22 protein-coding genes and 2 pseudogenes are annotated in these 25,470 nt (G+C 70.9%); 12 read left to right on the top strand and 12 right to left on the bottom strand.

Annotated features, from left to right (window positions below):
• Positions 1-110: 110 nt before the first annotated feature.
• Positions 111-977 (top strand): hypothetical protein, encoded by an 867-nt coding sequence (locus EP757_RS31220; RefSeq protein WP_127551995.1) that lies wholly within the window; start codon positions 111-113, stop codon positions 975-977.
• A gap of 116 nt (positions 978-1,093) precedes the next feature.
• Here EP757_RS31220 and EP757_RS31215 read toward each other — a convergent pair whose 3' ends face one another.
• From EP757_RS31215 to EP757_RS31195, 5 genes and pseudogenes are all read right to left on the bottom strand, one after another.
• Entirely contained in the window at positions 1,094-2,020 is a 927-nt protein-coding gene (locus EP757_RS31215) for an NADP-dependent oxidoreductase (RefSeq protein ID WP_127551994.1), read from the bottom strand.
• Between the two features lie 33 nt (positions 2,021-2,053).
• Positions 2,054-2,695, bottom strand: a complete 642-nt coding sequence (locus EP757_RS31210; RefSeq protein ID WP_127551993.1) for a TetR/AcrR family transcriptional regulator — start codon at positions 2,693-2,695, stop codon at positions 2,054-2,056.
• 97 nt (positions 2,696-2,792) lie between these two features.
• Complete coding sequence (locus EP757_RS31205; protein ID WP_127551992.1) at positions 2,793-4,118, bottom strand: NtaA/DmoA family FMN-dependent monooxygenase; 1,326 nt, start codon at positions 4,116-4,118, stop codon at positions 2,793-2,795.
• A gap of 77 nt (positions 4,119-4,195) precedes the next feature.
• Positions 4,196-4,684 (bottom strand): flavin reductase family protein, encoded by a 489-nt coding sequence (locus EP757_RS31200; RefSeq protein ID WP_160165929.1) that lies wholly within the window; start codon positions 4,682-4,684, stop codon positions 4,196-4,198.
• A 388-nt stretch (positions 4,685-5,072) separates the two neighbouring features.
• Positions 5,073-5,473 (bottom strand): annotated as a pseudogene (locus EP757_RS31195) (Tn3 family transposase); the annotation flags it as partial.
• Between the two features lie 93 nt (positions 5,474-5,566).
• Between EP757_RS31195 and EP757_RS31190 the strand changes: the two are divergent.
• Positions 5,567-6,337, top strand: a complete 771-nt coding sequence (locus EP757_RS31190) for a GNAT family N-acetyltransferase (RefSeq protein WP_127551990.1) — start codon at positions 5,567-5,569, stop codon at positions 6,335-6,337.
• An 83-nt stretch (positions 6,338-6,420) separates the two neighbouring features.
• Here the strand turns inward: EP757_RS31190 and EP757_RS31185 are convergent, their stop codons facing one another.
• Both EP757_RS31185 and EP757_RS31180 read right to left on the bottom strand, forming a co-directional pair.
• Entirely contained in the window at positions 6,421-6,798 is a 378-nt protein-coding gene (locus EP757_RS31185; protein ID WP_127551989.1) for a hypothetical protein, read from the bottom strand.
• Positions 6,799-6,859: 61 nt separating this feature from the next.
• Positions 6,860-7,591 (bottom strand): hypothetical protein, encoded by a 732-nt coding sequence (locus tag EP757_RS31180; protein WP_127551988.1) that lies wholly within the window; start codon positions 7,589-7,591, stop codon positions 6,860-6,862.
• A gap of 289 nt (positions 7,592-7,880) precedes the next feature.
• Between EP757_RS31180 and EP757_RS31175 the strand changes: the two genes are divergently transcribed.
• Positions 7,881-8,303 carry a CAP domain-containing protein gene (locus tag EP757_RS31175; RefSeq protein ID WP_127554518.1) on the top strand — a complete coding sequence of 141 codons (423 nt, stop codon included), beginning with the start codon at positions 7,881-7,883 and terminating at the stop codon, positions 8,301-8,303.
• A 127-nt stretch (positions 8,304-8,430) separates the two neighbouring features.
• Here the strand turns inward: EP757_RS31175 and EP757_RS31170 are convergent, their stop codons facing one another.
• The 4 genes and pseudogenes from EP757_RS31170 to EP757_RS31160 form a co-directional block, all read right to left on the bottom strand.
• On the bottom strand, positions 8,431-9,741 hold the full coding sequence (locus EP757_RS31170; RefSeq protein ID WP_370457874.1) for an FAD-binding oxidoreductase: 1,311 nt from the start codon (positions 9,739-9,741) through the stop codon (positions 8,431-8,433).
• 215 nt (positions 9,742-9,956) lie between these two features.
• Positions 9,957-10,832, bottom strand: a complete 876-nt coding sequence (locus EP757_RS44150) for a sulfurtransferase (RefSeq protein ID WP_232050726.1) — start codon at positions 10,830-10,832, stop codon at positions 9,957-9,959.
• 222 nt (positions 10,833-11,054) lie between these two features.
• Positions 11,055-11,954, bottom strand: a pseudogene (locus tag EP757_RS44875) (ketopantoate reductase family protein); the annotation flags it as partial.
• A complete protein-coding gene (locus tag EP757_RS31160; protein ID WP_127551985.1) occupies positions 11,951-12,655 on the bottom strand; it encodes an alpha/beta hydrolase in 705 nt (234 codons plus the stop codon). The pseudogene EP757_RS44875 and the gene EP757_RS31160, both read right to left, overlap by 4 nt.
• A 123-nt stretch (positions 12,656-12,778) precedes the next feature.
• Between EP757_RS31160 and EP757_RS31155 the strand changes: the two genes are divergently transcribed.
• The 9 genes from EP757_RS31155 to EP757_RS31120 all read left to right on the top strand — a co-directional run bounded on the left by EP757_RS31155 (position 12,779) and on the right by EP757_RS31120 (position 24,848).
• Positions 12,779-13,621 (top strand): LysR family transcriptional regulator, encoded by an 843-nt coding sequence (locus EP757_RS31155; protein WP_127551984.1) that lies wholly within the window; start codon positions 12,779-12,781, stop codon positions 13,619-13,621.
• Positions 13,622-13,792: 171 nt separating this feature from the next.
• The gene (locus EP757_RS43500; protein WP_197725421.1) at positions 13,793-14,959 is read left to right on the top strand and encodes an LLM class flavin-dependent oxidoreductase; all 1,167 of its coding nucleotides are present in this window, start codon (positions 13,793-13,795) and stop codon (positions 14,957-14,959) included.
• The gene (locus tag EP757_RS43495; protein ID WP_197725420.1) at positions 14,956-16,098 is read left to right on the top strand and encodes an acyl-CoA dehydrogenase family protein; all 1,143 of its coding nucleotides are present in this window, start codon (positions 14,956-14,958) and stop codon (positions 16,096-16,098) included. The genes EP757_RS43500 and EP757_RS43495 overlap by 4 nt, the downstream gene beginning before the upstream one ends.
• Before the next feature lie 22 nt (positions 16,099-16,120).
• The gene (locus EP757_RS31145; RefSeq protein WP_127551983.1) at positions 16,121-17,758 is read left to right on the top strand and encodes an ABC transporter substrate-binding protein; all 1,638 of its coding nucleotides are present in this window, start codon (positions 16,121-16,123) and stop codon (positions 17,756-17,758) included.
• Positions 17,759-17,765: 7 nt separating this feature from the next.
• Entirely contained in the window at positions 17,766-18,740 is a 975-nt protein-coding gene (locus EP757_RS31140) for an ABC transporter permease (protein WP_127551982.1), read from the top strand.
• Positions 18,737-19,606, top strand: a complete 870-nt coding sequence (locus EP757_RS31135; RefSeq protein WP_127551981.1) for an ABC transporter permease — start codon at positions 18,737-18,739, stop codon at positions 19,604-19,606. The genes EP757_RS31140 and EP757_RS31135 overlap by 4 nt, the downstream gene beginning before the upstream one ends.
• On the top strand, positions 19,603-21,210 hold the full coding sequence (locus tag EP757_RS31130; protein ID WP_127551980.1) for an ABC transporter ATP-binding protein: 1,608 nt from the start codon (positions 19,603-19,605) through the stop codon (positions 21,208-21,210). Before EP757_RS31135 ends, EP757_RS31130 begins: the two co-directional genes overlap by 4 nt.
• On the top strand, positions 21,194-23,080 hold the full coding sequence (locus EP757_RS31125; protein WP_127551979.1) for an ABC transporter ATP-binding protein: 1,887 nt from the start codon (positions 21,194-21,196) through the stop codon (positions 23,078-23,080). The genes EP757_RS31130 and EP757_RS31125 overlap by 17 nt, the downstream gene beginning before the upstream one ends.
• Positions 23,058-24,848 carry an ABC transporter ATP-binding protein gene (locus tag EP757_RS31120; RefSeq protein WP_127551978.1) on the top strand — a complete coding sequence of 597 codons (1,791 nt, stop codon included), beginning with the start codon at positions 23,058-23,060 and terminating at the stop codon, positions 24,846-24,848. The genes EP757_RS31125 and EP757_RS31120 overlap by 23 nt, the downstream gene beginning before the upstream one ends.
• A gap of 358 nt (positions 24,849-25,206) precedes the next feature.
• On the opposite strand, the gene EP757_RS31115 is transcribed toward EP757_RS31120, so the two are convergent.
• Complete coding sequence (locus tag EP757_RS31115; RefSeq protein ID WP_127551977.1) at positions 25,207-25,470, bottom strand: hypothetical protein; 264 nt, start codon at positions 25,468-25,470, stop codon at positions 25,207-25,209.

Genomic DNA, 25,470 nt, shown 5'->3' with positions numbered 1-25,470 from the left:
ATTCTGCTGCCACCGTGCACCGCCGCACCCCGCCTAGGGCATCCTAGGAAGATAGGATAGGGCGTCGGCGGGTATCTTGATCTGCGCGGATACTGGCTGAGGAGGGCTCCATGCGGACGGTCAACCGCCGGCACACGCTCACCCGGGCGGACATCGACGACGGCGTCTGCCCGTTGCCGGACGAGCTCGCCACCCGCCTGCCGCACCCCGAGGCGGTCACCGTCGTCGTCGAGCACCGGATGCACGGCCTCGACCCGGCCGGCGAGACCTTCACCTGCCCGCTCTCCCAGGAGATCGCATGGCAGGTGAGCGGGCTCGTCTGGCCACCGGACGTCCACCCGGGCACGCTGGTGATCATCTCCTGGCAGGCCGCGAAGGACGAACTGCACCTGCGGACCATCGTCCTCGACGACCCGATGCGCGTGGACGGCGTCGACTACTTCCACGAGTACGATCCCCGCGTCGTGACCAGGGAATTCGATCCCGGCCGGTCGAACCGCGGCCAGGTACTCAACGTGGTCCGCCGCCAGGGCCGGGTGTACGAGGACGGCAGCGCCCTCTACCCCGAAGCCGGCCTCGCCGCCGCCTGCGGGCTCGGGCGCGGGCAGAAGGGCGCGTTCCTGCTGAAGAACGCCGTCGACCAGCTGCTCCGCGAAGGCTACGTGACCCGGGTGACCGGCAGCCTCAACGCCGACGGCTACCCCTCCTATCCCCCGGTCGACGACGAGGAACAGGCCGAGATGCTGTTCTACGCCCCGCTCGTCGAACCGGCCCCCTACCCCGGCGACTTCGGCGGCGACGGCGGCGGGGAACGCCGCGAGCACTGGGTGAAGGGCTTCGTGCGCAAACTCCCGCCGGGCGCGCAGGCCACCGAACGCCAGCAGTCCCTGCACGCGAAGGCCATGGAGACGGCACAGATCGACGAGCCCCTCGAGCCCGGCTACACCTTCGTGAAGAAGCACCACCGCCACGGCTGAGCCATCGGCGATCCGGAGCTGGCAGTCGATCGGTTCTCACCATGGGACATGCCGTCACCGTGATCGCGGGCAACTCAACGCCGCGGACGGATGGTGGGATGCGTTGGTGGCCCGGTTCAGAAGGTCAGGACCACACGGCCCCGGATACCACCTTTTTCCAGGAGTTGGTGCGCTTCGGTAGCTCGTTCGGCAGGGAAGGTGGCCGCGACTCGTAGGGTGAGCGTGCCGTCTTCTGCTTGCTGTCGCAGCCGGTCGAGGGCAGACCGGTTCTTGTCCATGTCGGCGACCAGGGTGGGGAAGTATCGCAGGCCTCGCTCGTCGGGCCCGCGGTAGTTGCGGACGGTCGCGACGGCACCGCCGTCGGCGACAGCGGGCAGGGCGAGCGCATCCAGCAGCGCCCCGTCGGCGAGCCCGGCGACGCCGTCGGGGAACTTCTCGCGGATCCGGGTCGCGACGTCGTCGCCGCGCGGGACGACGAGGTCGGCTCCGAGCTCGTGCACCAGCTCGACGTCCTTGTCGGCGGCGTCGGCGATGACGGTCAGGCCGTCGGCCTTGGCCAGTTGGACGACGTATCCACCGAAGGCGCCTGCCGCCCCGGTCACGGCGATCACTTGACCCGGCTTCAGGGCCATCTTGTCGAGGGCGAGGCGGGCGGTGAGCCCGTTCATCGGCAGCGTCGATGCAGCAACGGCGTCAGCACCGGCCGGTACCCGCACGACGGAGTCCGCCGGCAGGACCTTGTCCTCGCGGTAGGCGCCTTGCGGCACCACCAGTCCCATCACGAGATCCCCCACCGTCAGGTGATCCACGCCGGGGCTGAGTTCGGTGACCACTCCGGCGACGTCCATGCCGGGAATCCACGGGGGCGACTCATCGGGGTAATAGGCCGCGTAGGCGCCGGCGCGGTACTGCGTGTCGGTCGGGTTGACCGCTGCCGCGTGTACCCGCAGTCGTACCTGGCCCGGGCCGAGTGGCTCGGCTGGCACGTCGACCATGTGCAGGGCCTCCGGCCCTCCGAAGGTGGTGACACCGACGGCACGCATGGTGATCCCTTCGTTTGTCGGTCGGTCGTCGCGTCAGGACCGATGCTCTTCTGCGAACGGTGTGAGATGCGCACCCTGCGGCGCCCGTCCTGGTGTCCGTGCGGCGAATCCCGATCGCATCAGCCGGCGCAGCGTCCGGGTCGAGGACTCGTCCGCCAGGGCGGCGCCGCGGACCCAGGCCGCTGCCAGGGCGTTGAGGAACAGGTCACGGCCTCGGACCCAGGGCTCGACGGTGCCGTCGCGCTGGGCCAGCGCAAGGAACTCGTCGGTGGTCGTGACGAACCATTGGCAGCTCATCGTCAGCGGTGAGGCTTCCTGATCCAGCGCATCACGCAGCGGCTCGGGCAGCCCGTCGAAGGCGGTCACCCATTCGTCCAGCGCGTCCAGCCATCGCTCGAGCGCGACACTGGAATCCTTCTCCTCGCGCCGGATGGTGTCGCGGCGGGCCACCAGGTCGTCATAGCGCGCCTGCAGCAGAGCGGCCAGCAAGGCCTCCCGGGTCGGGAAGTGCCGGTAGAACGTGCCGGTGCCCACCCCGGCCAGCTTGGCGATGGCCTCCAGCGACCCGCTGACACCACGCTCGGCGAAGAACCGTTCGGCGACGTCGAGGATCTGCGCATGGTTGCGCAGCTTGTCCGTACGCGGCCGGCGGCGGCGAACCTGATCGTCGGTCATTGACTGCCCCCTCACTCACTACCTGGAGGCTACCTCCGGATGGACGGCCAGTGCCTATGAGGTGCCCTCATCCCGGCCGGGCCACATCGGGTGCAGCTCAGGTCAGGCGCGGGTCCAGACCGATTTGTTCGGGGAGGCCGAGGTGGTCGCGCAGCGTCGTGCCCTGGTAGTCGTCGGGGCGCAGGCCGCGCTTGCGCAGGACGGGGACGACCTGGTCCACGAAGGCGTCCATGCCGTCGTGCAGGTCGTCGATGACGACGGTGAAGCCGTCGGCGGCGCCCGCCTGCACCCATTCCTGCAGCGTGTCGGCGATCTGTTCGGCGGTGCCGAGCAACGACGGCGATTGGTCGAGCACCCCGTGACCGAGGATCTCGTGCGGTGTGCGCCCTTCGCGGGCGAGATCGAGGGCGCGGGCTGCCGGCGTACCTCTGAGATGGGAGTTCAGGGCCGCGATCTGGGCGCTGGTGAGCGGCTTGTCACGGTCGGCGGGGTCCAGACGCAGGCCGAGGATGGCCGACAGCTGAGCCAGGCGCTTGTCGATGCCGGCGGCCTCCTCCAGCACCATGCGCCGCTCGACGGCCTCCTGCAAGGTCGGTCCGACGCTGAGGTGGAAGAAGTTGAGAACCTTGACCTCGTCGGCGTCCCGGCCGGCTTCCACCGTCATCGCACGCATCATGTCGCGTTGAGCCTTGGCGTCCTTCATGGAGGAGGCCATGGAGATGATGCCGTTGGCGTACAGGGCGGCGGCCTGCACACCGAGGCCGCTGGCGAACGGCATGAAGATCACCGGTTGCCCCTGCTCGGACGGCGGGATCTGCAGCGGCCCGCGGGAGGCGACGTGACGGCCCTGCAGGTTGACGGGGCGGATGTGGGAGGTGTCGGCGAACCGTCCGGTGGCCTTGTCGGGGGTGCCCGCAGCCCTGTCCCAGCTGCCCCACAGCGCCTGGGTGATCTGGATGGCCTCGTTGAAGCGTTCGTACTTCTCGTTCCGCGACGGAACGGGGCGTCCGTAGTTGGCGAAGGCCTCCGCTTCGTAGCTGGGGATGGCCTGCCAGCCGGCGCGACCATGACTCATCACGTCCAGCGCCCTGAGCTGCCGGGCGAGGGTGTACGGCTCGACGAAAGAGGTCGACATCGTGGTGACCAGGCCGATGCGCCGGGTGGCGGGGGCGATCGCCGCCAGTGTCAGGGTCGGCTCCATCGTCACGATGGGCGGTCGCGACTCCAGATCCCCCCAGATGAAGACCCGGTCGGGGAGGAAGATGTAGTCCAGTCCGCCGCGTTCGGCGCTCTGCGCGGCGCGGACGAGGGCCGTTACGTCGGTGTAGGCGTTCGGATCGGCCGCCGGCATCCGCCACGCTCCCGGGTGGTTGCCGTGCATCTCTCCCAGTACCGCTCCGAGCAGGAACGAACTCTTACTCATGACAGTCGTGTCCTTACGTCGTAGGTGATCGCCTCGGGCAGGATCGCGATGGACGCGCCTGGTTGCGGGGCCCCGGTCTACTTCTGTTCGTGGTGCAGGGCGCAGATGTGGCGATCGTGATACGTCAGCGGAGCGGCATCGTCGTCGCGCTGGTGGTCGACGACCTCGAACAGGACCAGTTCGTGGTCCCCGGCCGGGATGTGCCGGTAGGGCCGGACGATCAGGGTGGCCGCCGCCCGGGGCAGGAGGCGTGCCTGGGCGGTGGCGCGGTCCAGGACGATGCCGGCGAGCCGCGCGGGCCCGGACAGGCGCAGCTGCGCCACCAGGTGCGCATGGGACTCCCCCAGGATCGTGATCCCCAGCTCCCGCGCCCGCCGTAGCTGGGGCCACGTGGTCGAGGTGTGGGTGAACGCCATGGAGACCAGCGGCGGGTCGAGCGAGACGCTGGTGAACGAGTTGGCGAGCATCGCCTCGTCACGGCCATCGACCTCGGCAGCGATCAGTGCCAGGCCGGTGGGGTAGGCCGCGAAGGTGTGACGCACACCGGCGGCCGATGAGGTCTGCATTCGTCTTCTCCTGTGATGCGCGGCAGGCGACACGACGGTTCGTCGCCGGGAGGCGGGCATTCGTGGCGCAACCAGCGGTGCCATCTCCACTGAAGAGGAGGGACCCTCCGTTAGTGACTCACCAAAGTTAAGGAGGGTGGCTCCGTTTTGTCAACGAGAGGGGCCGTGTCGTGGCCGGGAGCACAACATCTCGCCGGCGTCGGCCGCGCTCAGACCAGTACTTCACCGAGCACGGCGTCGGCTCAGGCACCCTCTACCGGCACTTCCCACGCGGGAATCGCCGCTGCAGGCGCGCGACGGGGAACTGGGCTTCCGTCGCGAGGTGATCCGTCTGGAGCCGGACGCCGCGGCGGCTCTCACCCTGGCGGCTGGAAGCGCTGAGCGAATGCCCCTTGGCCAGCTGAGTCTCCAGATCAGCCAGGGCGGTGTGCAGCTCGTCATCGGCCGTAGCGAGCGCGGCGGCGACCACGGCCGGTTTGCCGACCAGGTGGCAGAGCTGCACGCCGGTGGCGTACAACCCGGCCAGCATGCTCACTGCCTGCAGCAGCTGCTCGGTGCCCGGCCCGCCGGCGAACTGCACCGCGGCGAGCACGGCCGGGGCGAACTGGCGCAGGTACGACATCGACACGTCGAGCATGCTGAGCTGGCCGTGGTCGCGGCGTTCAGCCCACGCCGTGCGCATCCGGTCCAGGCCGATGGCGGTGCGCAGCATGGTGCCGTCTGCTCGTCGCCGATCGCGCTGTCGAGCACGATGGTCAGGATCTCGTCCAGCAGCGCCTGCCGGGTCTCTTCGCTTCGGTGCGCCACCACCCGTAAGGCGTCCTAGGAGGCTGGGTCGTTAATTCGTTTGCCTCGCGGATCCGCTGCTGGTGCGGTGTGCGGGTGGATCAACAAGAAGTGCTCGCGCTCTACGACCGCCAGGTTCGCTACGGAGCCCGCCCCGAGACCCCCGCCGCACGGATCGACCGCACCGACCGGATCGTCCGGCACGTCGGCGGCGGCCAGGACTGGAACGCCGTGGTCTGGTCCGATCTCGGCGAGAGCACGGCCGACGAGGTGATCGCCGAGCAGGCCGCGTACTTCCGGGAGCACGGCTGGGACCTCGAATGGAAGCTGTACGCACACGACCAGCCCGCCGACCTGGGAAAACGCCTCGAGGCAGCGGGCTTCACCGCTGACGAGCCGGAGACTCTCATGGTCGCCGCCGTCGACGAGCTGGATCGGGCCGTGCGGCTTCCCGACGGCGTACGCATCGACGAGGTCACCGACCCGGCCGGCATCGACCTGATGGTGACGGTCAGCGAGCAGGCCTTCGGGCACAGCATCCCCTGGCTGCGTCCCCGGCTGCTGGCCCAGCTCGCCGGCGCGCCGCAGAACACGCAGCTGCTCGTCGCGATGGCCGGCGACACCCCGGTCAGTGCCGCCCGGATGGACCTGATCCCGGGTACGGCGTTCGCCGGCCTCTGGGGCGGCGGCACCCTCGCCGCATGGCGCGGCCGGGGAATCTACCGCGCCCTCGTCGCTCACCGGGCACGCCGGGCCGCCGAGCTCGGCTACTCGTTCGTCCAGGTCGACGCCACCGACCAGAGCCGGCCCATCCTGCGGCGACTCGGCTTCTCCGCCCTGACCACCACGACGCCCTACAACCTTTGAATCTTCCCTCGTACGCCGGCGCCGAAGCGTTCGACGGCCCGCGACGCCGATTTCACGGACGCCGTCCGAGGCCGGCCGGAAGATCAGGCCTTCGTCACCGCCGTCCTGGTCACCGCCGCCAAATCGACACCGTGCTTCGCGTAGTAGCCGAGCAGGACGACGGTCACGTGCTGATCGCCGTGCGCCACCGTGGCGATCTCGGCCTCCATGACGTCGACGTACGTGGTCTGCGAACCGGCCGCCTTCACCCAGAAGACGACGCGCAGCGCGGTGGAGGCGTCACCGATCGCTGGCATCGGCTGCGGTTTGACGTGCACGGTGTAGCGCGGCGTCTCGAAAGTCGGGCAACGCTCCGGCAGGGCCGCGGTCTGCGCCACCAGTTCGCGGGCGGCGGTGGCGCCGGGCCGGGCCAGGTGCTCGGTCAGGGATTCGACGTCGAGGGCGTAGTCGTCGTCGGTCACGAACGTCGCACGCTCGGGTTTCGCGGGCTGGGGCAGGCGGCAGGTCTCGCTCTGCAGGGCGTCAATGACGGTCTGGTACGGATTCCGGTCCGCTGCCTGGTAGCGCTTCGGCAGATCGTTCTCGGTCAGCAGGTTCGCACTCAGAAGGGTGGCGGTGACGAGGATGGCTAGGGTCCGCATAGTGGATCATGTTAGGTCCGTGCCCGATATTTCCTGATTTTTCGTGACGGCTCGTCAGGGCTACGGCGATTCTCAGGGCTACGGCGATTCCCAGCGCGGCCTCGACGAGATACGGGCCGGGGTCCAGCGTCCAGTGGATCACCTCACGCCAGCCGGGGACGATCCTCGCGGCGACGATCACCAAGGGTTCCAGCATCAGCAGCAGGGCCGTCACGCGCAGGGCGGCCCGCCGTACGTCAGGAGCGAATCTCCTGGTCATCGCCCCGAAAGCGCCCATCGTCGGGCCACTCAGCAGACCCGCGTAGAGCCAGAGCCGGTTCTTGTGCAGCACCTGTCCCAGGTGTTCGCCCAGGGTCGGCGAGTGGTCGTCGGTGGTGATCGCGACGACGAGGTAGAACCCGGCCAGCGCCGCCCCCGTCGCACCCAGTCCGAGCAGCGCGCCCCGGCCGGGACGTCTGGTGGTGAGCCCGGCCAGATACGCCACCAGCAGCCACGGTGTGCTCAGGTTGCCGACGGTGTCGCGCAGGCCGTAGTGGTCGCCCTTGACGGCGGCCGCCGCCATCCCGAACCCGAGAGCCGCCCCGAGAACACCTGCCAGTCGTCGCACATCCACGGCGCCCCAGTACCCAGTTCCCCACCCCGGCCGACCGTGACCCTGATCAACCCCTCCTCACTGAACCCCGTCGCGTCGACGCCCGAACTACCGCTCTCCGGTACGGCCGGGCTTGGCAACCGGTTCGCGACGATCACGCACCGGCATGGTGATCCAGCAGGCGCGTGGTGGGCCGAACTGAACGGTGTAAGCACGGGACATCGTCGAAAGGGACCTCTTGCGCAACGTTCTTCGCCGCTTCGCCCTGGCCGCCGCTCTCATCGCCCCGGCCGCTCTCGGCCTCGCCACGATGACCGCCGGATCCGCACAGGCCGCACCGGTGAAGGCCAGCGAGACCACCCTGCAGACCGAGATCAACCGCCTCATCAACGTCGAGCGCACCAGCCGCGGCTGCGCCGCGCTCAAGACCGACGCCAAGCTCACCGTCGCCGCCCGCGGGCACAGCGCCTGGATGGCGCAGACCGGCACGTTCTCCCACACCGGGCGCAGCAACTCGAACTTCGTCGCCCGCAGCAAGGCCGCCGGCTACGCCACGCCGTCAGCGGAGAACATCGCCTGGGGCTACCGCACCGCCAAGCAGGTCGTCGACGGCTGGATGAAGAGCCCCGGCCACCGCACCAACATCCTCAACTGCAAGTCGAAGACCGTCGGCGTCGGAGCTGTGTTCTCCGCCAACGGCACCCCGTACTACACCCAGGACTTCGGTTACTGAAGGTCCTGACACGAAGACCAGCGATGCCCCAGCCGATCCCCCTGCGGCTGGGGCATCGCCGTCTATCGTCTACCCGTGATCGATCCGGACACCCCGGCCGCGACCTTCTGCGATACGGCGGAAGCTCCTAGATCCCCTTGCCCGGATTGAGGATGCCGAGCGGATCGAAAACGGACTTGATCTGCTGCTGCAGGGCATGCTGGACCGGTCCGATCTCACGGGCCAGCCACTCCCGCTTCAGCACGCCGACACCGTGTTCCCCGGTGACCGTCCCGCCCAGCTCCAGAGCCAGCCCGAAGATCTCGTCAGCCGCGCGGTGCGCCGAGTCGGGAATCGGCGAGCCGGGGGAACCGGCCACGATGATCGGGTGCAGGTTGCCGTCCCCGGCGTGGGCCAGGGTGCAGATCGGCACGGCGTGGCGTCGCGAGATGTCCGCGATTGATCGTACCGCCGAAGCCAGTTGAGACCGCGGGACCGCGATGTCCTCGATCAAGGGACGACCGAGCCGCTCGATCGCGGGCAGCGCCTGCCGGCGGGCGGCGAGCAGCGAGTCCGGATCACCGTCACTGCGCACCGACGTGGCGCCCCGCGAAAGAACCGCCACGGCATGGGCCGCCTCGTCGTCGCCGCCGTCGGTCTGGACGATCAACAACGCGCCGCCGTCCTGCCGCAGACCCGTCCCAGCCAGCGCAGACAGTGTCGCCTCATCGAGAAGTTCGGCCATCACCGGCTGGATCCGCGCCTCGGCGAGGGCCACCGACGCGGCCGCCGCGGTCTCCACATCGGGGTACGACGCGGCGATCGTCGCCGTCGGCGCGGGCAACGTCCGCAGCCGGAGCGTCGCGCCGACCACCACTCCCAGCGTTCCCTCCGAGCCCACGAAAAGGCCGGTGAGGTCGTACCCCGCAACGCCCTTCAATGTGCCCCGACCGGTATTGATCAGCGTGCCGCCGGCCAGCACCACGTCGAGGCCGAGCACCGAGTCGCGGGTGACGCCGTACTTCGCGCACCGCAACCCGCCCGCGTTCGTCGCGATGTTGCCGCCGATCGTGGAGAGTTCGAGGCTCGCCGGGTCGGGCGCGTACCGCAATCCGACGGCCGCCGCCGCCCGGTCCAGATCCGCAGTGATCACGCCGGGTTCCACGACGGCTACGCCGTCTGCCGCCCGGATCTCCACAATCCGGTTCATCCGCGCGAGGTCGACCACCACGGCGCCGGCTCCGGCGGCGCTCCCACCGGTGAGTGCGGTGCCGGCTCCGCGAGGGACCACAGGGGTACGGGTGACCGCGGCACCGCGAAGAACGCTCCGCACCTGCTCGACCGTCCGCGGATACACGACGGCGAGGGGCCGGCCGTCGGGCTCCCACCCGGAGCGATCGAGCCGCTTCTCGCCGAGCACCGCCGCGTCCGTACTCCACTCAGCCCCGGTCGCGGCCAGCCATCCGAGCCCATCACCGTGCGCGCGACCGTCCGCTGTCTCCACAACGGCGGATGAGTCCGCCAGGCAGGGCGACCCGCTCGCGGGACCGCCGGCGGCAGCCCCGTGGCCGGGCGCCGGACTCATCACGGCTGCCGCGGGATCCGGAGAAGCGGGCGGAGTCGGTGGGGAGGGCGCGGGGCCCGGAGAAGCGGGCCCCGCTGAGGTGGGGCTGGTCACGGCTGGTCGCCGGTGGCGGCGGGGCGGTCCGGGTCGGAGGACCAGGCGGACCAGGAGCCCGGGTACAGCGCGGCGTCGATGCCGATCGTGGCGAGGGCGGCGATCTGGTGGGCGGCGGTCACGCCGGAGCCGCAGTAGACGCCTACCCGGCCGGTGACGTCGGCGAAGCGGGCCTGCAGGGCTTCGGCGGTCTTGAAGTACGGCACGCCGTCCTGCAGGTTCTCGCCGGTCGGCTTGCTGATCGCGCCCGGGATGTGCCCGGCGCGCGGGTCGATCGGCTCGACCTCGCCGCGGTAGCGTTCGCCGGCCCGTGCGTCGAGAAGCGTTCCGCCTGCCGGCCGAGTTCCGGCAGAGGACCGGTCTCCCGGGGACGAGCTCGCGGCGAACGGCAGGGCCGCGGCCTCGTCGGCGGTGAGGGTGGGCAGGTGACCGGCGGACAGGACGACGTCGCCGGGTTTGCGCGGGCTCGCCGATCCGGTCGCCTCGGCGTAGCCCGCCGCCCGCCACGCGGCGAGGCCACCGTCGAGGATGCGCACGTCACGGACGCCGGCCCAGCGCAGCAGCCACCACGCGCGGGAGGCGGCCAGCCCGCCGCTGTTGTCGTAGACCACCACGCTGCCACCCTGGCTGATCCCCCACCGGCGGGCCGAGTCCTGCAGCGCCGCCGCCGACGGCAGCGGGTGACGGCCGGCGCCGGGGGCGTGCGGTCCGGCCAGTTCGGTGTCGAGGTCGACGTAGACGGCGCCCGGCAGGTGACCTGCCCGATAGTGCTCGGCGCCGTGCGGGTCGCCGAGGGCCCACCGTACGTCCAGCAGCTCCGGCGGGTTCGGCTCGGCCACGCGCCGGTGCAGTTCCTCGGCGCCGATCAGCACGGACGCCCGAGCCGCGGCAAGCTCTTCCGCACCGCCCGCCCCCGCGGCGGCGACAGAGGCCGCGCTGAGCCCACCGCCCGCCCCCGCGGCTGCGACGGAGGCGGCAGCGGGAGTGGCGACAGCCGGCGCCGGGACGCTCACGGTCGGCAGGGTCGCGGACAGGTCGTCGTCGCCCAGGGCACCCGCCTGCACACCGGACGCCACGGCGCGGTGGACCCGGGACTGGACGGCCTCGGCGAGTGGCGCCGGTACGCCGTGGAGGCGGGCCAGCAGGACGATTTCGCCGTCCAGGTAGTCGGTCTCCGGGACGACGGCGCGGGTGAAGGACTGCCGCGTCGAGTTGCCCTGGCGGGTGTAGCCGGGGATGTCAACCGACCGGAAGTCGCCGGGATCGGGTGTGGCCGGGACGATGCCGGCGGCGGCGTACACGGTTCGGGCCTCGGCGCGCAGCGCGCGGACGGCGGCCTCGCGGAGCGGAGTCGGCTCGTAGAGGGCGTCCAGGCTGTTCAGCAGGTTGCCGATCAGCTTGGCGGCCTTGTGCGCGGTGATGTCGGCGACCTCGTTCACGGTGAAGCCGCCCCGGCGCAGGTCGGCAGCGATCGCGGTGGCCGTCGCGTCCAGCCCGGAGGGGTAGCGGCCCAGCCAGAGGACGGCCGGCACCGGCTCGGCGTGGTTGACGATCTCGCCGGGGGTCACGAAGGTCGCCGGGATCCAGACGACGATCGCCGTGACCGACGCGAACGAGCGCAGCGCGATCCGCTCGGTCTCCAGGCCGTTCTGCACCGTCACCAGCGGCAGGTCGGTGGCGGCCAGACCGGCCGAGCCGTCGGCGCGCTTGACCGGGCGCCACGCCCAGTCCTGGACGGCGCCGGCGCTGTCGGTGCTCTTCGTCGCCAGGATCAGGACGTCGTCCTCGGTCAGGTCCACCTCGGCGGGGCCGGCCGCGACCGGGACGGTGAGGTGGTGGGCGCCGTCCGGGCGTACATAGGTGAGGCCGGAGGCGCGCAGGGCCGCGAGTTGCGCGCCGCGCGCGACCAGCACGGTGTCGATGCCGGCGCGGTGCAGTTCGGCGGCGAGGGACGCGCCGACAGCCCCGGCGCCGATGATGATGTAGCGGCTCATGCGGACACCTCGGTTGCGATGACGGGCAGGGAGGCGCCGAGTCTGAGGCGCTCCAGGAACAGGATGATGGTCGCAGCCGCGGTGCGGTGAGTGACGTCGTTGAGGATGTCGTGTCGGCCACCGGCGATGCCGACGAGCCGCCCCGGGTACGCCGGCCGCGCTGAGGCGAGCGGGCTGATCGGGTCGTCGGCGCCGTGCAGGCCCAGCGTGGGAATCGTCACATCACCCGGTTCGCCGATGAGTTCAGTAGGAATTTGGGCCGAGAAGAGGGCGCCGGGCGTCACGGCGCCGGCGGCCAGCACACCCCGGTGAGCCGGGCACCCGGTCCGCGCCTCGAGCTCGCCCTCCCAGCCGATCAGGTCAACGCCCGGCGCCTCGGGAAGGGGGATCCCGGCCACCACGACGGCGTCCAGACCGGGGGCCGCGCGGCGGGCCAGCGCGAGGGCGAACAGCGCACCGGTGTCCGAGCCGACGATCACCCTCGGACCGGGCAGACCGTCGTCCACCAGGAGTTTCTCTGCCGCGGCGAAGGACGACTCCAGGTCGGGAACGACGTCCGGCAGCAGCCGCACCTTGTAGCCGTCGGCCGCGATCCGCTTGCCGAAGCGCTGATAGGCGTCGATGGTCTCGCCGCGACCGGCGGCGACGATCACGGTCCCCCGGGGAGCGATCCCGGCGGGCTCGTCGAAGGCGTTCGTCATCTGACTTCCTTAAGAGTGGTGGATGCCGGTCAGCATCACCTGATCACGGCGGACGTGTCCAACACCGATCCCGGATCGGAACCGAACACGAGTTCTTATCAATTGGTTGTTAGCGTCCGCCGCATGGCACAGGTTCTGGACATCCTCGCGCTGCGCAGCCTGGTCGCGGTGGCCGACTGCGGCGGCTTCCACCGGGCCGCGGCCACGCTGCGGGTCAGCCAGTCGGCGGTGAGCCAGCACGTGCGTCGGCTGGAGAAGGTGATCGGACGGCCGATCGTCGAGCGCCAGGGTCGCGGGACCACGTTCACCCCGGACGGTCAGGCGCTGCTCGGCGAAGCCCGGCGGATCCTGACCGCGCACGACGACGCGCTGCGCCGGCTGGTCGGCCCGGAACGGCCCACCGTCACGGTCGGCACCACCGAGCACGCCGCCGACCTGATCCTGCCGGCGGTCACCGCGGCGCTGCCCGGTCACCAGGTGCGGTTCCGCATCGATCGCACCCGGCGATTGGACGCGGCGGTCGATCGCGGCACCCTGGATCTGGCGGTGCATCTCACCGAGGCTTCGAGCGCCGAGGGTACGCCGATCGGCTCGTTGCCCCTGAGCTGGTACTCAGCGACCGGGTGGGAGCCGCCGGCCGGCCGGGACTGGCCGGTCGTGGCGATCGAGGAGCCCTGTGTTCTGCGGCGGCGTGCGCTCACCGCTCTCGCAGCCAAGGGGTTCGACCCCTATGTCGTGTGTGACAGCGGCTATGTGGCGGGTGTCCTGGAGGCGGTGCGGGCCGGGCTCGGCGTGGCGCTGCTGGCCACTGCCACGTCCACCCCGGACGGGCTCGCCGAGCGCGGTGACCTGCCCGGGGTGCCGCCGGCCACGATGAGCCTGCGGGCCCGCTCGGGCGCTGATCCGCGGATCGCCGAGGCGGTCACGGCGGGCCTGCGAACGGCATTGCAGCCGGTACCACGATAGGACCGACCGATAAGCGATCGTGATCACGTCGATCGCGGATCGTCGTTGGACACTCTTCCCACAAACCTATTAGGTTGATAGGAGTTATAGGGATGCCGCGGTAGCCGAACCGCTGCATGAGGGGTGATTCCAGGGCCGGTGCCCGGGAGCACTCGCCGAGAGGACCGCCGCATGAGCATTTCCGAGATCCCGACGACCGCCTCCGGAGAGGTCGAGTTCATCAGCCTCTCGCACCTGAACCCGTCGACCGAGCTGAACCCGATCCCCACCCGGGGCATCGACCTCGAATACTTCCGCAGGTACGTGCGGTCCCTCGAGGAGGGCGGCTTCGATTACACCCTTCTTCCGTACGGGTCGGGCAGCGCGGATTCCTTCGTCACCGCCAGCGCGGTCGGTCAGCTGACCGAGCGGATCAAGCCGATCGTGGCGCTGCGGCCGAACACCACGCCGCCCACGGTCGCCGCCCAGAAGCTCGCCACCCTCGATCAGCTGACCGAGGGCCGGGCCGTCGTCCACCTGATCTCCGGTGGCAGCGACGCCGAGCAGGCCCGCCAGGGCGACTACCTGCCGAAGAACCGCCGGTATGCGCGCACGTCGGAGTACATCGACCTGCTCCGGCAGAGCTGGACGTCGCCCGAGCCGTTCAGCCACGACGGCGAGTTCTACCGGTTCGACGATTTCGGGCCGGGCTTCGCGCCCTACGACGGACCCATCCCGATCTCGATCGGCGGGCAGTCCGACGAGGCGTTCGCGGTGGGCGGCGCCAAGGCGGACATCTTCAGCTTCTGGGGCGAGCCGCTCAGCGACCTGCGCAGCGAGATCGACCGGGTGAACGGCATCGCGCAGGCCGCCGGACGGCCGAATCCGCGGATCTGGGTGACGTTCCGGCCGATCATCGCGCGGACCGACGAGCTCGCGTGGAGGAAGGCCCACGAGTACGTCGGCAAGCTGCGGGTGCTGCGGCCGGGCGACCCGGAGAACGTCGGCTCGCAGCGGGCGCTCGCCCAGGCACGGCAGGCCGACCTCTACGACCGGGCGCTGTGGACCCGGACCGCGGCGGCGACCAACGCGGGCGGCGCCTCGACCGCGCTCGTCGGCTCGCCGGAGACGGTCGCCGCGGCGATCCTCGACTACGTCGACCAGGGCGCCTCACTCGTCTCGATCCGCGGCTACGACACCCTCGCCGACGCCGTCGACTACGGGCGTCACCTCCTGCCGCTGGTCCGCCAGGAGATCGCGCACCGGAAGGCGACCGGTCAGCGCGGCACCCTCCAGAACGACCACCCCGGCAACTACGGCCCCGAGTACCGCGCGTATGCCGAAGCGGGCCGTCCGTGACCGGCCCCGACCTCTCCCCCGACGCGCTCGCGAAGGTCACCGCCGAGATCGCGTCGACCGCCGCCGAGTACGACCGGACCGGCGACCTGCCCTGGGCCGGCATCGAGGTCGCCCACCGGGCCGGCCTGCTCACCGCCACCGTCGCCACCCGGTACGGCGGCCCCGGCCTCGGCCCGCGCGACACCGCCCGCATCCTGACCGCGCTCGGCGAAGGCGACGCCTCGGTCGGCCTGCTCGCCGCGAACTCGCTGACCACGCACGCCGCGCAGGCCGCGTTCAGCACCTGGCCCGAGCACTACTACGAGGACCTGCTGCGCCGCTCGCAGGACGGCCCGGCCCTGGTCAACGCGATCCGCGCGGAGCCGGAACTCGGCGCTCCGGCTCGCGGCGGCCTGCCGAGGACCACGGCGACGCTCGACAACGGCGAGTGGGTGCTCAACGGCCGCAAGGCGTACGCGACCGGCGGGACCGGCCTCGCCTACCACGTGGTGTGGGCCGTGGAACCGGAGACGCAGCGCGTCGGGCACCTCATCGTGCCCGGCGACCTGCCCGGCATCACCTGGGTGGACAGCTGGGACCACCTGGGGTTGCGCGCCTCGAACACGCACGACGTGATCTACGAGGACGTGCGGGTGCCGGCCGACGCGTTCCGGGAGATCCCCCGCCAGCCGGACGGCGGCTACCGGGACCCGGCCACCGCCGCGGGACCGGGCAGTTTCGGTCACCCGGCCCTCTACATCGGCGTCGCCCGGGCCGCCCGCAGCGCCTTCGCGGCCTTCGCCCGGGAACGCGTTCCGGCCGCGCTGGGCAAGCCGATCGCGCAGACCGAGCGGATCCAGGCCGTGGCCGGCGAGATCGACCTGCAGATCGTGCAGGCCGAGACACTGCTGCACGGGGCGTTGCTGCGCCTGGAAGCCGGCGACACCGCGATCCTGCCCGACCTCTCCGCGATCAAGGTGGCGATCGGCCGCTCGGTGATCGCGGCGACCCAGACCGCGGTGGCGGCGCTCGGCAATCCGGGGCTGTCCCGCCACCACTCCCTCGAACGGCACCTGCGCGACGCGCTGTGCATCCGTGTCCACCCACCTCAGGAGGACGCGGTCCTGCTTGCCGCGGGCCGCCGGGTGCTGGGCTCCTGACGTACGACATGAAGGATCCGACATGCGATATATGAAGACCCTCGCGGTAGCGCTCAGCGCCTCTCTCACCCTCGCCGCCTGTGGTGGGACGGAGACCGGCACCGCTGCGGACGGCACGCCGAAGTCCGGTGGCACCCTCAAGGTGAGCTTCTGGCCGGACAACCCCAACTTCTCCTGCATCGACCCGTTCCAGGTCTACTGGATCGAGCACCGGTCGATCATCCGCAACTTCGCCGACTCGCTGACCGACCAGGACCCGAAGACCGGCAAGATCGTCCCGTGGCTGGCGGAGAAGTGGGAGATCAGCCCGGACGGCCTCGACTACACGTTCACCCTCAAGGACGGCGTCACCTTCAGCAACGGCACGAAGGTCGACGCGCAGGCGGTCGCCGGCAACGTCGCCGGATGGATCGACACCGTCAAGGCGACGAACGGCGCGGCCTACGGCGCCAGCTACATCCAGGGGCTGACCGGCGCGACGGTGATCGACCCGCTCACCGTGAAGCTGACGCTGAGCAAGCCGAACTCGTCGTTCCTGCAGGCCACCTCCACGACGAACCTGGCGATCACCGACCCGTCCGAGTTCGCGCTCACCCCGGCCGACCGCTGCACCGGCAAGGGAGTGATCGGTTCCGGTCTGTTCGTGCTGGACCACTACACACCGAAGACCGAGACGGTACTGACCAAGCGGGCCGGCTACGCCTGGGGCTCGTCGCTCAGTGAGAACACCGGTGAGGCCCGCCTGGACAAGGTGATCTTCAACTACGTGGCCGAGGACAGCGTCCGCACCGGCAACCTGACCAGCGGCGCCATCGACGTCGCCTGGCCGCGCAACCCGTTCAGCCCGCAGGACGAGACGCTGATCGAGAAGTCCGGCAAGACGATCGAGGAGCGGTCGCTGCCGGGCGTCTCCTACACGCTGTTCGCGAACACCACGGCCGGCAAGCCGCTCGCCGACAAGAACGTGCGGCTCGCGTTCTCCAAGGCGATCGACCGCAAGACGTACGGCGAGACGATCTACGGCGCCGGGTACCCGGTGGTGCAGGGCGCGTTCAACGCGACGACGCCGTACTTCACGTCCGAGGCCGACAAGCTCGCCTACGACCCGGACGGCGCCGGCAAGCTGCTCGACGCCGCCGGCTGGACGCTCGGCCCGGACGGCATCCGGGTCAAGGACGGCAAGCAGCTGACCATCGACTACCCGCTCACGTCGTTCGTCTCCAGCGCCGAGCTGCTGCAGGCGCAGGCCAAGAAGGTCGGCATCAACCTGACGCTGCGCCAGCTCACCCCGGCACAGCAGGCCACCTACCTGGCCGAGGGGCAGTACGACCTGACCTCGACCTACTTCACCCGGGCCGACCCCGGCGCGCTGCAGTTCATCCTGAACCCGGACGTCGCGAACTCGAAGGCCCTGGCCCGGCAGTCGTCCACGCCGGAGTCGGTGATCAAGATCCAGGAGCTGTTCGCGAAGGCTCTACAGACGACCGACGAGAAGCAGACCGCGTCCGCCTATGCCGAGCTGCAGGACTTCCTGATCGACGAGGGCATCACCCTGCCGCTCAACGAGCGCGTCCAGAAGGTCGGCCTCAGCCAGAAGGTGCACGGATTCGCGTTCACGTCGGAGAGCTTCCTCAAGCTGAACGACGTCTGGAAGGGCTGATCCACCGATGACCCGGTATGTCGCGGGCCGCGTGCTCCAGGCGATCGTCGTGCTCTGGGCCGCGTACACCCTCACCTTCGCGATCCTGTACCTGCTGCCCAGCGACCCGATGGAGTTGCAGCTCGCGGCGGCCGGGCTTCAGCTGGACTCGCTGACCCCTCAGCAGCTCGCCGAGGGCAAGGCGCGGTTCGGACTCGACCAGTCCCTCTGGTCCCAGTACCGGCACCACCTGTGGGCGGCGCTGCACGGTGACTTCGGCATCTCGCTGACCCAGCAGGTGCCGGTCACCGACCTGATCGGGCAGCGCATCGGCCAGACCCTGCTGCTCAGCGCCACCGCCGCGGTGGTGGCGCTGATCGGCGGGTCGGCCCTCGCCTACCTCGCCACCTTCGCGAGATGGACGCCGCTGCGGACCTTCCTCACCCGGCTGCCGGCGCTGGGCGCGTCGTTCCCGCAGTTCTTCATCGCGCTCTTCCTCATCCAGTTCTTCTCGTTCCAGCTCGGCTGGCTGCCGGCCACCGGCACCGAGACGGCGTCGTCGCTGGTCATGCCGGTGCTCACGATCGCGGTGCTGAACTCGTCGATCCTCGCCCAAGTGCTGATCAAGAGTTTCGACGAGACGCTCTCGCAGGCGTACATCACCACGGCCCGCGCCAAGGGCCTGTCCCGCTCGGCGGTGCACGTCAAGCACGCCTTCCGCAACGCGGTGCTACCCGCCATGACCATCCTCGGCGTGATCGTCGGCCTCACCGTGACCAGCGCGATCGTCGTCGAGACGGTCTTCACCCGGGAGGGCGTCGGCAAGCTCGCACAGGAGGCGGTCCTGGCCCAGGACGTGCCGGTGGTGCTCGCCGTCGTCACCATCGCGGCCGCCCTGTTCGTGGTCGTGAACCTGATCGTCGACCTGTTGTATCCGCTGCTCGACCCGCGTATCTCGCACACCCGTGCCCGTGTCGATCCGGAAGTGGTGACCGCTGTATGACCGCGACCGTCGCTGTCACCGACATCGCCGTCCCGAAAGCACGCACCGAGTTCCGCTCGGCGCTTGATCAACTCATACGCAAGCCGGCCTTCCTGGTCGCCATCCTTTATGTCGCTTTTGTCGCCGTCTCCGCGTTCCTCCCGGACGTCTTCACCACATGGGGCCCCTACGACACCTATCCCGAGTCGGCGGCCCTCCCGCCCGGCGCCGAGCACCTGTTCGGCACCGACGTCTACGGCCGGGACCTGTGGAGCCGGGTGCTGCACGGCTCCGCGCTGACGATCAAGGCGACCCTGCTGGCACTCACCATCGCGGCCGTCGTCGGCCTCACCGTCGGCGTGATCTCCGGGTTCTTCGGCGGCGCCGTCGACGCGGTCCTGATGCGCGTCGTCGACGTTCTGCTGGCGATCCCCGGCCTGCTCCTCGCGCTGTCGATCGTGACGGCGCTCGGTTACGGCACCCTTCCCGTCGCGGTGGCGGTCGGCATCGGCATCGTGCCCGGGTTCGCCCGCACCACCCGGGCCGAAGTTCTGAGGGTCAAGACTCTGCCGTACGTCGAAGCCGCCCGTGCCGGAGGCGCAGGCTGGACTCGCGTGCTCCTGCGTCACATCCTGCCGAACTCGTGGGGTCCGGTCGCGGTGCTCACGGTCCTGGACGCGGGTGTCGCGATCCTGGCCATCGCCTCGCTCAGCTTTCTCGGGTTCGGGGCCGCGCCGCCCGCCGCCGAATGGGGCACCCTGATCGCCGACGGCCGGAACTACCTGGTCACCGCGTGGTGGCTGAGCCTGCTGCCGGGTCTGTTCGTGGCGCTGCTGGTGCTCAGCCTCAACCACATCTCCAAGACGCTGCAGGAGCTGACCCGATGAGCCTCGTCCAGATCCAGGGCCTCGACGTCGGGTACGTGCGGCATCGCCGGGTCCAACCGGCCGTCCAGGGTCTCGACCTGACCGTCGGCGAGGCGGAAGTGGTCGCCATCGTCGGCGAGTCCGGTTCCGGCAAGACCACCACGGCCAACGCGATCATCGGCCTGCTCCCGGCGAACGGCCGGATCACCGCGGGCTCGGCGATCGTGGACGGGGTCGAGACGGCCGGCGCCCGCGAACGCACGCTGCGGCGGCTGCGCGGCTCGGTGGTCGGCCTGATCCCGCAGGACCCGATGGTCGGGCTCAACCCGACGAAACGGATCGGCGCGCAGGTCGCCGAGGCCGTCTCCCTCCGCGGCGGCACCGAATCGGCGATCGACTTCCTGTCGCAGGCCGGTGTTCCCGACCCCTCGCTCCGGGCGCATCAGTATCCGCACGAGCTCTCCGGCGGGCTCCGGCAGCGGGCGCTCATCGCGATCGCCCTGGCCGGACGGCCGAAACTGATCATCGCGGACGAGCCGACGAGCGCGCTGGACGTGACGGTGCAGAAGCGGATCCTCGACCACCTCAGCTCGCTCGTCCGGGAGCAGGGCATCTCGCTGCTGATCATCACGCACGACCTGGCGGTGGCGGCCGACCGCGCCGACCGGGTGGTCGTGATGCAGGGCGGCCGCAAGGTCGAGGAGGGCACCCCGTCGGAGATCCTGGAGGATCCGCGGGATCCGTACACCCGCCGGCTGATCGGCGCGGCGCCCCGGCTCGCTCACGCCGGGCGGGTGGTTCCGCGATTCGACGTACGGGATCAGCCCGTCCCCGATCCGGTCCTCGTCCTCACCGACGTCAGCAAGACGTTCCCGGTCGGCGATCTCCGGCGCGGCCGGCGGGGCTTCAACGCCCTCGACGGGGTCAGCGTCACCGTGCCCCGCGGCCGCACCCACGCCCTGGTCGGCGAGTCCGGCTGCGGCAAGACCACCACCCTGCGGATCGCCCTCGGCCTGGAGAACGCGACGAGCGGCTCGGTCGTCCTGAACGGCACCGAGATCAGCGGCCTGTCCTGGAACCGGATGCGCCCGCTGCGCCGCACCGCCCAGCTCGTGCACCAGGACCCGTTCGCCACCCTCGACCCGAAGTTCACCGTCGGCCAGTCGATCACCGAGCCGCTGGTCTCCTTCAAGGTCGGCGACCGCCGGTCCCGGCGGGCCCGGGCCGTGGAGCTGCTCGACCAGGTGGCGCTGCCCTCGTCGTACCTGGACCGGCTGCCCAGCGAACTCTCCGGCGGCCAGCGGCAGCGCGTCGCGATCGCCCGCGCGCTGGCCCTCTCCCCCTCGCTGCTGATGCTCGACGAGCCGGTGTCCGCGCTCGACGTGCTCGTCCAGGAACAGATCCTGCGGCTGCTCGCCGACCTGCAGAGGGACCTCGGGCTGTCCTACCTGTTCGTCTCGCACGACCTCGCCGTGGTCGCCGAGGTCGCGCACACCGTCTCGGTGATGAGCGAGGGGAAGGTGGTCGAGGAGGGGCCGGTCGCCGAGGTGTTCACGAATCCGCGCAGCGCGTACACCCGTGAGCTCATCGACGCCATCCCGGGCCGCCGTGTCGCGGCTCCCTGACACCGGCCGGGCCTCGGCGCTGCTGGCTCAGGTCGCCGGTGCCCGGGCCAACCCGGGGGCGGCGGCCGTCGCCACGGTCACCGGGCTGATCAACGGGGCGACCATGGTGGCCGGGGCGGCGGCGATCGGATGGTCGACCGATCACCTGGTCGTTCCGGCCCTCGCCGGGGACCCGGTGCCGGCGGGGGTGTGGTGGGGCAGCGCGGGGCTCGTACTCGGCATCTCCGCCGCCCGCTGGAGCACCATCTTCCTCCGAGGGCTGGCGACCGGGCGGGTGCAGTACCGCGCGCAGGCCGAGACCCGCCGGGCCGTGGTCCGCCGCTACCTCGCCCTCGACCCGGCCTGGCACCGCCGGCACTCCCCGGGCAGGCTGCTCGCCCACGCCATCTCCGACGTGGACGCGCTCTGGTCGCCGACGCAGTTCGCGTACTTCGCGTTCGGCATGGTGTTCATGCTGTTCCTGGCGCTGACCGAGCTGTTCCTCCGGGCCCCGGTGCTCGGCTTCACCGGCCTCGCGCTGGTGTCGCTCGTGCTCGTCCTCAACGTCTCCTACCAACGGCTGCTCGCACCGCGCGCCCGCGACGCCCAGGCGGCCCGCGGTGTCGTCGGCGGCGTGGCCCTGGAGTCGATCGAGGGCGGGCCGGTGGTCCGCAGCCTCGGGCTGGCCGACCGGGAGGACGCCCGCTTCGCCCCAGGCGTGGAACGCCTGCGCGCCGCCGACATGCGGATGGCCGCGGTCAGCTCGATCTTCGACCCGCTCCTCGAACTGCTGCCCACCGCCGCCGTCCTCGTCGTCCTGGCCGTCGCGGCGCCCCGCGTGCAGCAGGGCACGCTGAGCGTCGGCGATCTCGTGGGCGTCGTCTATCTGCTGATCACCGTGGCGATCCCGCTCAACGTGATCAGCCGCTTCCTGTCGATGCTGCCGATGTCGGGGGCGGGCCGCACCCGCGTCCAGGCCGTCCTCGGCAGTCCCGACCTGACCGGCTACGGCACGCGTCACCTGCCTCTCGACAGTCCGGAACCGATCACCGAGCCCGCCGCACGCCCGCGGGCGTGCGGCGGGCGGGCCGGACCGGACGCCCGCCGGGGCGGGCTGCGGGTCGTGGTCCGGGGAGCGGAGGTCACCCGGGACCGCCGAGTGCTCCTGAGCGGCGTCGACCTCGACCTCGAACCCGGCACCGTCACCGTCGTCGTCGGCGCGGTCGGTTCCGGCAAGACCACGCTGCTCGACCTGGCCGGCGGGCAGAGCCACCCCACCGCCGGCACGGTCCTCTTCGACGGCGTCGACGGACGGCACCTCGCTCCCGGCGTCGTCGCGGACGCGGTGGCGGTGGTGTCACAGAGCCCGTTCCTGTTCGCCGAATCGCTGCGGGACAACCTGGCCCTCGGCCGGCCCTACGACGACGCGGCACTGTGGCGGGCCCTCGAAGCCGCCTCCGCCGACGACGTCGTACGCGGCCTGCCCGACGGTCTCGACACCGTGGTCGGCGAACGCGGCGCGACCTTGTCCGGCGGCCAGCGGCAGCGGATCTGCCTGGCCCGGGCGCTCGTACGGCAACCTCGCCTGCTCGTCCTCGACGACGCCACCTCGGCCCTGGACAGCCGGGTCGAGCAGCAGGTCCTCGGCTCCCTCGACACCCTGGTCCACGGCGGTACGCCCGCCCCGACCGTGCTGATCAGCACGAACCGGCCGGGTGCCGTCGCGATCGCCGACCGGGTCGTGCTGGTACGGGCGGGACGGATCGTGGCGACCGGCACCCCGGCGTCACTCCTCGCCGTGGACGAGTACCGACGCATCGTGACCGCCTATCAGGACCCCGCCGGACGCGACGAGGAGGCGGCAGGCGATGCCCGCACCAGTGTCTCCTGACAGCCTGACCCCTCTCGCCGGCCGTGAGTTCCTCCGGACCGCGCTGCGCCACTCGCCGCGGCTGCGGCAGGGACTGGCGTTCACCGCCCTGCTCGCGCTGCTGGCCGGCGCCGGGAGGATCATCGCGCCGCTGACCGTCCAGCACGCGATCGATTCCGGACTCGACCCGGACACGGTCGGGCCGGCCGTCGCCGTCGGCGCGGTCGCGGTGATCGTCGCCGGGGTGTCGTCGTTGCTGCTCAACCGGCGTCTGCAGGACCGGGTGGAGAGCGCGCTGGCCGGACTGCGGCGGGCCGGGCTGCGGCGCGTGCACGACATGGCCGCGAGCACCGCCGACCGTGTCCCCAGCGCCGACCTGGTCGCCCGGCTCACCAGCGACGTCGACCAGGTGACCACGTTCCTGCAGGGCGGCGGCATCCAGCTGGTCACGAACTCCGCCCAGCTGGTCATCGCCGGCGGCATCCTCGCCGTCGTCAGCTGGCAGCTAGCCCTGCCCGTCCTGCTGCTGTCCGGGGTGCTGCTCAGCACCATGATGCTGATGCAGCGGGTGATCGCGCGCCGTTACGGACAGGCACGCCGCAACCTCTCCCGGCTGCAGAGCGTGGTCGCCGAATCGGTGGCCGGCGCGCCGGTGATCCGCTCGACCGGCACCCAGCGTCGTACCCGCGACAAGCTCGACCACGCCGTCGACCAGGCCCGCGACGGCCTGCTGCGCACCCTGATCCCGCTGCACGGCAACACCGCGCTCGGCGAGATCACCATCGGGATCATGACGGTGACCGTGCTGCTCGGCGGCGTCTGGTTCGCCCTCTCCGGGCCGGGACCCGCACCGCGGCTGAGCTCCGGCGAGGTCGTCGCGATGATCTTCCTGGTCACGTTCTTCGTGCGGCCGCTGCAGTTCCTCGTGCAGAGCCTCGGCGAGGCACAGAACGCGCTCACCGGCTGGCGCCGGGCCCTCGAGCTGGTCGCCACCCCCAGCGCGGCGGTGCGTGACGGCTCGGCGTTGCCGTGCGGTCCTCTGGGGGTACGGGTGACGAAGGTGTCCGCGCGCTACGCCTCGGGGCCGGCCGTCCTGCACGACGTGTCGGTGACCATCGAACCGGGTTCGCATGTGGCGATCGTGGGCCGGACGGGTTCCGGCAAGTCGACCTTCGCCAAACTGCTGACCCGCCGGCTGGAACCGTACAAGGGAGAGATCCTGATAGGCGGCATCCCCCTGGAGCGGATCTCCTCGCTGGCCGGGCGCGTCGTGATCGTGCCGCAGGATCCGTTCCTGTTCGACGGGACGCTGGCCTCCAACATCCGGCTGGGCGCCTCCGCGTCCTCGCCCGCCGTTTCCAAGATCGCTGCGGCCGATGTCGACGTTTTGCGGATCTTGGAGGATCTGGGGCTGCGGGACTGGCTCGCCGGACTGCCGGACGGCCTCGACACGCAGGTCGGCCTCCGCGGCGAACGGCTCTCCGCCGGCGAACGCCAACTCGTCGCCCTGGCCCGCACCGCCCTCGCCGATCCCGACCTGGTGATCTTCGACGAGGCGACGTCCGGCGTGGACCCGGCCACCGACGTCGCCGTGCAGCGGGCCCTCGCCGTGCTCACCGCCGGCCGTACCACCATCGCCATCGCCCACCGCATGATCACCGCCGAGACCGCGGACCGGGTGCTGGTCTTCGACAACGGCCGAATCGTCCAATCCGGCCCGCACGACGTCCTGTCCACTCAGCCGGGCGTGTACACCGCCCTCATCGCCGCCTGGAGGCACCACTCCTGACCCCTCGACAGCGCAGTGCGACAAATCGGGCGCGGAACCACCCGGCTGTGACCCATAGCCGCCGCACCGCCCTCCAGACAGCCATGGGTCACAGCCAGTGCGGTCGGCTGTGACCCATGGCTGCCAAAACCGCCGCAACACAGCCACCAGCCACAGCCAGGCGCAGTCGGCTGTGACTCATAGCTGCCAAAACCGCCACAACACAGCCATCAGCCACAGCCAGGCACGGTCGGCTGTGACCCATAGCTGCCAAAACCGCCACAACACAGCCATCAGCCACAGCCAGGCGCGGTCGGCTGTGACCCATGGCTGCCGGAACCGCCGCAACACAGCAATGAGCCACAGCCGGGATCGACGGCTACGGGCGGCCGCCGCGAGTAACCGATCGGCGACGACGGATCAGCGCCACGGCCAGGGACAGCCAGAGGAAGCCCGCCAGCACCCCCTTGGCCACCCGCTCATCGGCGGGCCGTCCGGAGCCGAGCAGCGCGTCACCGGTCCAGATCAGCAGGATCGGCAGGAGGAACCAGTACCACCGGAAGCCCGGCAGCTCATCAGGTGCAGCCCGGAACGCGCCGACGAGGACGGCGACTCCGAGGACGAGGCAGACGGCGGGGAACAT

Origin of the sequence: Actinoplanes sp. OR16 (assembly GCF_004001265.1) — a bacterium.
Classification (GTDB): Bacteria; Actinomycetota; Actinomycetes; order Mycobacteriales; family Micromonosporaceae; genus Actinoplanes.
Note: the sequence above shows the minus strand (reverse complement) of the source record. Positions and strands in the feature narration are given on the sequence as shown.

Excerpts from the sequence above, each read along its gene's own strand:
- EP757_RS31220 (WP_127551995.1), top strand. The coding sequence starts at position 111 with ATGCGGACGGTCAACCGCCGGCACACGCTCACCCGGGCGGACATCGAC.
- EP757_RS31215 (WP_127551994.1), bottom strand. The coding sequence starts at position 2,020 with ATGCGTGCCGTCGGTGTCACCACCTTCGGAGGGCCGGAGGCCCTGCAC.
- EP757_RS31210 (WP_127551993.1), bottom strand. The coding sequence starts at position 2,695 with ATGACCGACGATCAGGTTCGCCGCCGCCGGCCGCGTACGGACAAGCTG.
- EP757_RS31205 (WP_127551992.1), bottom strand. The coding sequence starts at position 4,118 with ATGAGTAAGAGTTCGTTCCTGCTCGGAGCGGTACTGGGAGAGATGCAC.
- EP757_RS31200 (WP_160165929.1), bottom strand. The coding sequence starts at position 4,684 with ATGCAGACCTCATCGGCCGCCGGTGTGCGTCACACCTTCGCGGCCTAC.
- EP757_RS31175 (WP_127554518.1), top strand. The coding sequence starts at position 7,881 with ATGACCGCCGGATCCGCACAGGCCGCACCGGTGAAGGCCAGCGAGACC.
- EP757_RS31160 (WP_127551985.1), bottom strand. The coding sequence starts at position 12,655 with ATGACGAACGCCTTCGACGAGCCCGCCGGGATCGCTCCCCGGGGGACC.
- EP757_RS31155 (WP_127551984.1), top strand. The coding sequence starts at position 12,779 with ATGGCACAGGTTCTGGACATCCTCGCGCTGCGCAGCCTGGTCGCGGTG.
- EP757_RS43500 (WP_197725421.1), top strand. The coding sequence starts at position 13,793 with ATGAGCATTTCCGAGATCCCGACGACCGCCTCCGGAGAGGTCGAGTTC.
- EP757_RS31145 (WP_127551983.1), top strand. The coding sequence starts at position 16,121 with ATGCGATATATGAAGACCCTCGCGGTAGCGCTCAGCGCCTCTCTCACC.
- EP757_RS31140 (WP_127551982.1), top strand. The coding sequence starts at position 17,766 with ATGACCCGGTATGTCGCGGGCCGCGTGCTCCAGGCGATCGTCGTGCTC.
- EP757_RS31135 (WP_127551981.1), top strand. The coding sequence starts at position 18,737 with ATGACCGCGACCGTCGCTGTCACCGACATCGCCGTCCCGAAAGCACGC.
- EP757_RS31130 (WP_127551980.1), top strand. The coding sequence starts at position 19,603 with ATGAGCCTCGTCCAGATCCAGGGCCTCGACGTCGGGTACGTGCGGCAT.
- EP757_RS31120 (WP_127551978.1), top strand. The coding sequence starts at position 23,058 with ATGCCCGCACCAGTGTCTCCTGACAGCCTGACCCCTCTCGCCGGCCGT.
- EP757_RS31115 (WP_127551977.1), bottom strand. The coding sequence starts at position 25,470 with ATGTTCCCCGCCGTCTGCCTCGTCCTCGGAGTCGCCGTCCTCGTCGGC.